The 7,029-nt window shown below is 38.3% G+C and carries 9 protein-coding genes; 6 read left to right on the forward strand and 3 right to left on the reverse strand.

The window, feature by feature from the left end:
• Window position 1: 1 nt before the first annotated feature.
• Both CS060_RS12070 and metA read right to left on the reverse strand, forming a co-directional pair.
• A complete protein-coding gene (locus CS060_RS12070) occupies window positions 2-1,507 on the reverse strand; it encodes an MDR family MFS transporter (RefSeq protein WP_035049838.1) in 1,506 nt (501 codons plus the stop codon).
• 93 nt (window positions 1,508-1,600) lie between these two features.
• Window positions 1,601-2,509 (reverse strand): homoserine O-acetyltransferase MetA, encoded by a 909-nt coding sequence (metA, locus tag CS060_RS12075; RefSeq protein WP_035049836.1) that lies wholly within the window; start codon window positions 2,507-2,509, stop codon window positions 1,601-1,603.
• 141 nt (window positions 2,510-2,650) lie between these two features.
• On the opposite strand from metA, the gene CS060_RS12080 reads away from it, so the two are divergent.
• From CS060_RS12080 to CS060_RS12095, 4 genes are all read left to right on the forward strand, one after another.
• Window positions 2,651-3,085, forward strand: a complete 435-nt coding sequence (locus CS060_RS12080; protein WP_032099505.1) for a BrxA/BrxB family bacilliredoxin — start codon at window positions 2,651-2,653, stop codon at window positions 3,083-3,085.
• A gap of 40 nt (window positions 3,086-3,125) precedes the next feature.
• The gene (locus CS060_RS12085) at window positions 3,126-3,902 is read left to right on the forward strand and encodes a class I SAM-dependent methyltransferase (RefSeq protein ID WP_099669006.1); all 777 of its coding nucleotides are present in this window, start codon (window positions 3,126-3,128) and stop codon (window positions 3,900-3,902) included.
• Between the two features lie 34 nt (window positions 3,903-3,936).
• The gene (locus tag CS060_RS12090) at window positions 3,937-4,065 is read left to right on the forward strand and encodes a YuzL family protein (RefSeq protein WP_082180342.1); all 129 of its coding nucleotides are present in this window, start codon (window positions 3,937-3,939) and stop codon (window positions 4,063-4,065) included.
• Between the two features lie 197 nt (window positions 4,066-4,262).
• Window positions 4,263-5,483, forward strand: a complete 1,221-nt coding sequence (locus tag CS060_RS12095; protein WP_180271088.1) for a dicarboxylate/amino acid:cation symporter — start codon at window positions 4,263-4,265, stop codon at window positions 5,481-5,483.
• A 21-nt stretch (window positions 5,484-5,504) separates the two neighbouring features.
• On the opposite strand, the gene CS060_RS12100 is transcribed toward CS060_RS12095, so the two are convergent.
• On the reverse strand, window positions 5,505-5,870 hold the full coding sequence (locus CS060_RS12100; protein ID WP_035050784.1) for a GIY-YIG nuclease family protein: 366 nt from the start codon (window positions 5,868-5,870) through the stop codon (window positions 5,505-5,507).
• Between the two features lie 90 nt (window positions 5,871-5,960).
• Here CS060_RS12100 and CS060_RS12105 point away from each other — a divergent pair, with 90 nt between their 5' ends.
• Both CS060_RS12105 and tatC read left to right on the forward strand, forming a co-directional pair.
• Window positions 5,961-6,155, forward strand: a complete 195-nt coding sequence (locus CS060_RS12105) for a twin-arginine translocase TatA/TatE family subunit (RefSeq protein WP_009361196.1) — start codon at window positions 5,961-5,963, stop codon at window positions 6,153-6,155.
• A gap of 88 nt (window positions 6,156-6,243) precedes the next feature.
• Entirely contained in the window at window positions 6,244-6,963 is a 720-nt protein-coding gene (tatC, locus tag CS060_RS12110) for a twin-arginine translocase subunit TatC (protein ID WP_180271089.1), read from the forward strand.
• Window positions 6,964-7,029: the final 66 nt, after the last annotated feature.

Consider the following 7,029-nt stretch of genomic DNA (forward strand, 5'->3'; position numbering starts at 1 on the left):
TTTATTCCCCTACTTTTGCCCGTTTTTGTATTTCTAGTTTTTCATTTCCCATGAAGAAAATCAATAGGAATGAAAGAGCAATTGGGATTAATGCGAGCGTAAATGCATACGTAATGGATGATGCCAACGCATCGACAATTTTTTGTAAAATAGGTGCCGGAATTTGTGCGCGTGCTCCTGCTTCAAATAGTGCACGTGGATCGAACGAATGTGCTGATGGCATCGAACCGAAAGTTTCTTTTAAATTGTTAGTTAATGTATTTGTTTGAATCGTTCCGAAAATGGTAATGCCGAGCGTCATGCCGAGCGAGCGAAAGAACGAATTGGTTGAATTCGCTGTTCCACGAAAACGTGGTTCTAAATTGTGCATTGATGCAGTCGGTAACAAAGAAAATGAGAACCCAACGCCAAATCCCGCAATTGCCATATACACAGTTAACCATATACGCGATGTTTCCGGTGTCATGAAACTAAGTAGAAGCATGCCTGTAAAGTAAGCGATCACAGAAATAAACATAATGTTTCGATACGATGTTTTCGTTTGTGAAATACCAGCAAACGAACTGCCTGCAACAGATCCAAGCATCATTGGCATTAAGATTAATCCAGCATTTTTTGCTGTACCGCCATAAACCGCTTGTACAAATACCGGGATAAAAACAGTTAAAATGACAAATGTCGCACCGTATAAAAAAGCAAGCAACTGCGCTACAGCAAATGTTCGTCGTTTAAATAGTGAAAATGAGATAATTGGTTCCTTTGCTTTTGTTTCTACATACAAAAATGCGAGTAAGAAAATCGCACTAATCATAAATAACGATATGATGGTGAATGAATCCCAATCATATTTTTTTCCACCTAATTCAAGGGCGAACATTAAGCTAACGACTGTAACAATGAGGGTGAGTGCGCCAAACCAATCGATAGTTTGTTTCGTGTGTGGTGTCGTTTCTTTGTAATAACGAACAATGAAAAAAATAGACAATAAACCGATTGGGACATTAACGTAAAATACCCAATGCCAACTTAAGTAATCGGTAATATAAGCACCGAGGAGCGGACCAAGCACGCTTGACATCCCAAAGACTGCACCGAGCAATCCTGTCATTTTTCCTCGTTTTTCTGGTGGAAACACGTCAAATACGATGGTAAATGCAATCGGCATTAATGCCCCGCCACCAATTCCTTGAATCGCACGGAAAATGCTAAGTTGTACAATGCTTTGTGCTAAACCGCAGAGCGCAGAACCGATTAAAAAGACGATTAACCCGAATAAAAAGAAACGTTTTCGACCATACATATCGGATAACTTTCCAAAAATAGGCATACCAGCCATGACAGTAACCATATAAGCAGATGTGACCCAAACAAATTGATCAACCCCGCCTAAATCGGCAACGATTGTCCCAATTGCAGTTGCAACAATTGTGTTATCCATCGCTGCCATTAGGATTGCTAATAACAATCCAGCCACAATAAAAGATAAATGTCGTTGTTCATTTTCCATTTTTATTACTCTCCTTCGTATGAATGATATACAAAGTATTATATTCAAATTTGAGTAATGTAACAATAAAAATCCTCGCTGTGCGGCGAGGAATTATTCCCATACATATGGTGTTTCCTGGTAAACGTAGTAATTGAGCCAATTTACAAACAACAAGTTAGCGTGTGATCGCCATATGTTACGTGGTTGTTCATTTGGATCGTCATGCGGAAAATAATATTTTGGAATTTGAATATCCAACCCTTTAGCCACATCTCGTTCATATTCTTCTTTTAGCGTTGTGGCATCATACTCTGGGTGCCCTGTTAAAAACACTTGTTTTCCATCATTTGAAATGACGAGACAGACGCCAGCTTCTTCAGATGAAGATAAAATCGTTAACTCTGAAACCGCTTCGATATGTTCACGTTTCACGTCTGTATGGCGAGAGTGTGGGATTTTATGAATATCGTCAAATCCACGAATCAGTTTCACGTGCTTTTGTTCTAACACATGATCGAATACCCCGAAACATTTTTGTGGTAAATCGTATTTTGGAATACCGTAATGATAGTACATCCCTGCTTGTGCACCCCAACAAATATGTAACGTAGATGTGACATTCGTCTTTGTCCATTCCATAATTTGAGTTAATTCATTCCAGTAATCGACTTGTTCAAACGGCAAATGTTCAACGGGGGCACCGGTAATAATCATGCCATCATATTTTCTATGTTGAACATGTTGAAATGTTGTATAAAATTGATCAAGATGATGTTTTGATGTTGTTTTCGCTTCATGTGTTTCTGGACGCAAGAAGGTTACATTCACTTGTAGCGGTGAATTTCCAAGTAAACGCAACAATTGTGTTTCTGCTTTTTCTTTTTGTGGCATTAAGTTTAAAATGATAATGTTTAACGGTCGAATGTCTTGAGAATAGGCGCGATCTTCATCCATGACGAAAATATTTTCTCGTTCTAATATTTCTTTTGCTGGGAGATCACGTGGAATATTAATTGGCAACGTCCTCAACCTCCTACATCATATAAATACATTCATTATAAAAATTTTTAGAAAATTATTCAATGTTTTTTATTTTATTGATTTTTCTATTTACATTGTTGTATTCTTGTAAAAGCAAGAATGATTTGGAGGGATGTACGTATGTTTATGTCATATGAAGAATATATGCGTCAAGTAGTACAACCGATGCGTGATGAATTAGTAAACGGTGGATTTAAAGAATTGCGCACGAGTGAAGAAGTGGAACAGTTTATGGAACAGGTAGAAGGAACAACTTTTGTTGTGGTTAATTCTGTTTGTGGTTGTGCAGCAGGACTTGCGCGTCCAGCGGCTATTCAGGCGGTACAGATGAGCGAGAAAAAACCGAATCATCTCGTTACTGTTTTTGCTGGGCAAGATCGAGAAGCAACAGCTAAAATGCGTGAATATTTTGTCGGTATTGAACCTTCCTCTCCATCGATGGCCTTATTAAAGGGAAAAGAAGTTGTTCATTTTATTCCGCGCCACGATATCGAAGCAAATTCTCTTGAAAATATTATGCAAAATATTATGCAAGCTTTTGAAAAACATTGTTAAGGGTGTCCGATTGACATCCTTTTTCTTTTGAGGTGAACGTATGATTGTGACAACTGCTGGTAGAACGAATGAACAAATGATTGAGAAAGCGAAACAAATTGCGGAAGAATTAAAAACTTCATACATTCCGCGTCGAAAACGTTCCATTACGGCCATCCACCAATCCGTAGCTCAACCTGTTCTTGTCGTTGGGAAAGAAAGATTAGAACTCCATTTTCCGAACGGACGTGAACCGTTATTTTTTCATCCTAATTCTGCTTCTTTTCGAGCAAAGCGCATTTTAAAAGGAGAAAGTGAACCGTTTTTACAAGCGACGAAGTTACAAAAGGGGATGACGTTTTTAGACTGTACGCTTGGATTGGCGGCCGATAGTATTATCGCCAGCTTAGTTGTTGGTTCGGAAGGAAAAGTGGTAGGAATTGAGGGGAGTGTATATATCGCTTACTTAACAAAACAAGGGTTACGTCATTGGGATAGCGATGTAGTTGAACTTAATGAAGCGATGCGACGCATTCGTGTGCATCATGCTGATTTTCGCTCATTTTTAGCGAACTGTGATGATCAGTCATATGACGTCGTTTATTTCGATCCGATGTTTGAAGTAACCATTGAGGAAGCGGATGGGGTAAGAGGATTAAAGCAAGCAGCGCTATATACCGATCTAACGGTCGAAGTGATTGAACAAGCAAAGCGAGTGGCGCGTCACCGAATTGTATTAAAAGATCATTGGCAAAGTTCGCGATTTCATCAATTTGGTTTCTCCGTTTATCGAAGAAAAACAGCAAAATTTCATTTTGGTACGATTGAACTTTCGTAAATGATGCAAAATAAGATAATAGGAGGTGAATGAAATGGGTAAACGAAAAAAAGATGCTTCGAAAACAGGATTAAGTTCACCGGAGATTAAAGGGCAAGGCACGACTGAGCATGAAACAGGAAACATTGAAGCGGATTCGAGTCGAAAAAAAAAGCGCATGTAAGCTACCACATCATTGTGGTAGTTTTTTTTGTAAAAAAAGAAATTCAACTACTTTTCTAACAATTATATTCATTTTTTCTTTACAATTTTAAAAAAAACATTTACAATTGAAACGGTCCTCTCCTTTAACCCTTTTTTCCTGTACAAAGTTGAATACGTTTTATAGCAAAAGACGCAGAACTTGATGGAGGTGTGGATATGGCGATGACAAAGAAAATTTTACTTGGAATGTTTGCTGGAATTATCGTAGGTCTTATTTTCAACTTAGCCCTTCCAACAGAATGGTTTGACCTCGCAAAAACGTACGTGCTCAACCCGCTTGGTACAATATTTATTAATCTAATTAAATTGCTCGTTGTTCCAATCGTTCTTGTATCGCTCATTTTAGGGGCAGCTGGTGTCGGTGATCCAAAAAAACTTGGTCGTATTGGTATAAAAACAATCGCATTCTTTTTAATTACTACTTCTCTTGCGCTTATGATTGCTTTAACATTAGGATCTGTGATTCGTCCAGGAGAAGGGAATTTTAATTTAGAAGGAGCATCGTTTGAAAAGAAAGAAGCTCCACCTGTTGTGGATACATTATTAAACATTATTCCAACAAACCCATTCCAAGCCATGGTTGAAGGAAATATGCTCCAAGTGATTGTATTTGCAGTGCTTGTGGGGATGGCCATTGCTCGTTTAGGTGATCGAGTAAAACAAGTACGGGTAATCATAGAGCAAGCCAACGATATTCTCATGTACTTAGTAGAATGGGTCATGAAGTTTGCGCCATATGGTGCGTTTGCATTAATTGCGATTGCGATTGGCGGACAAGGATTTGATGCGATTGCAGCGATGGGGAAATATATGTTTGCTGTACTGTTAGCGTTATTTATCCATTTCTTCGTCGTGTATGGTATGGCGGTATGGACACTTGGGAAAATGAGCCCTATTGCGTTTATTAAAGGATTTTCTCCAGCGATGGCTGTTGCATTTAGTACGTCAAGTAGCAATGCTACGTTGCCAGTGTCGATGGAAACAGCACAAAAGAATTTAAACGTTCCAAAAAGCATCAGCGGTTTTGTTCAACCTCTTGGGGCCACGATTAATATGGATGGAACAGCTATTATGCAAGGTGTGGCAACGATGTTTATCGCGCAAGTGTATGGTGTTGACTTAACTTTTAGCGATCTTTTGACCGTCATTTTAACGGCAACACTTGCGAGCATTGGTACAGCAGGTGTTCCAGGTGTCGGTTTAATCATGCTTTCTATGGTATTAACGTCCGTTGGCCTACCTGTTGAAGGCATCGCTCTTATTTTAGGAGTTGACCGTTTGCTTGATATGACGAGAACGGTCGTGAATATTACAGGCGATGCTGCATGCGCGGTAATTGTGGCTAAATCAGAAGAAAAATATGAAAAGGCGAGCTAAACGAGGGAACATATCCCTCGTTTATTGTTTATAGTAAATAAGGTGAGAAAAACAGCGACAGTCCGATGAACCAAATTTTTTTACAATCCATTGTCCTTTATATTGTTGAAACAGCTGTTGGGCACGTTCACATTCGCTCAATTCGGAGGAATACGTTTGCACGTGTGTAATTTTACCATACGGACGAATGTAATCAATGTGCCAGCGTTTTCGTTTTTCCAGTTGCATATGACGTCGAATACGTGATTGAATGTTTCGTTTCGCACTTCCTACATAAATATAGTTTCCGCTTGGAAATAAAAAATTGCCTAATTTACCGACTTTTATAGTGACCTCGCTAGTTATGGTAAAGAAAATAGCGTACACTGTATGTTGATTGTCAAACATTTCTCACACCTCTTAAAAATTTGTCATTGAAAAATGAAGATCTTAGCAATACAATAAAAGAAGCGTATATATATAAAAGGAGATGACGTTATGCTTTCAAATATCGGAGTACCTGGCTTAATTTTAATTCTTGTCATCGCTCTTGTCATTTTCGGACCGAAAAAACTACCTGAAATTGGACGAGCTTTTGGTGAAACATTGCGTGAGTTTAAAAAATCAACAAAAGGATTGCGTGATGAAGTATTAGAGGAACTTGATGAAAAGAAAGAAGCGCGTAAATCATAAGGCGGCAACGATCTGTTGCCGTTTTTAACATGGAAAAAGGTTGGTGTTTACGCTCGTGGAAGAAAAGAAACGATATGAAGATCAAGAAATGACGTTAGTTGAACATTTAGAAGAATTACGCAAACGCATTTTTATTGTTGTTGGAGCACTAATTTTATTTTTTATTGTAGGATTTATCTTTGTTCAAGATTTATATCGTTGGCTGATTTCCGATTTAGATGTAAAGCTTACGATTTTAGGTCCCACTGATATTTTATGGGTATATGTGATGTTAGCTGGCGTCTTTGCGATTACAATGACGATCCCGGTATTTGTTTGGCAAGTATGGATGTTTGTTAAACCAGCCTTGACACCAAGGGAGAGAAAAGTAACATTATCGTATATTCCGGCGACGTTTTTATTATTTGTACTCGGTTTATGCTTTGGCTACTTTGTTGTATTGCCTATGGTATTCCACTTTTTAATGAGTCTCGGTGAAGATTTGTTCGCCACGATGTTTACGACAGAAAAGTATTTTCGATTTATTTTAAACATGACGATTCCGTTTGCGATATTGTTTGAATTACCAATTATCGTTATGTTTTTAACAAGTATTGGAATTATTAATCCGTACGCGTTGCAAAAAGTGAGAAAATACGCGTATTTTGTATTAGTAATTATTGCGGTCACGATTACACCGCCAGATTTTATTTCTGACTTTTTAGTAACCATTCCATTGCTGTTGTTGTATGAAGTAAGTATATCGATCTCAAAATTTGTGTATAAAAGAAAAGAAAAACAGTTGGGGGAAGAAGCGTCTTCGGAATAGAAGGCGCTTTTTGGTGTGCTCGGCATGGGTGCAATCTATAGGGTGAAAGTCCCGAACTGCGAAGGC

Source organism: Anoxybacillus flavithermus, assembly GCF_002742685.1.
Classification (GTDB): domain Bacteria; phylum Bacillota; class Bacilli; order Bacillales; family Anoxybacillaceae; genus Anoxybacillus; species Anoxybacillus flavithermus_E.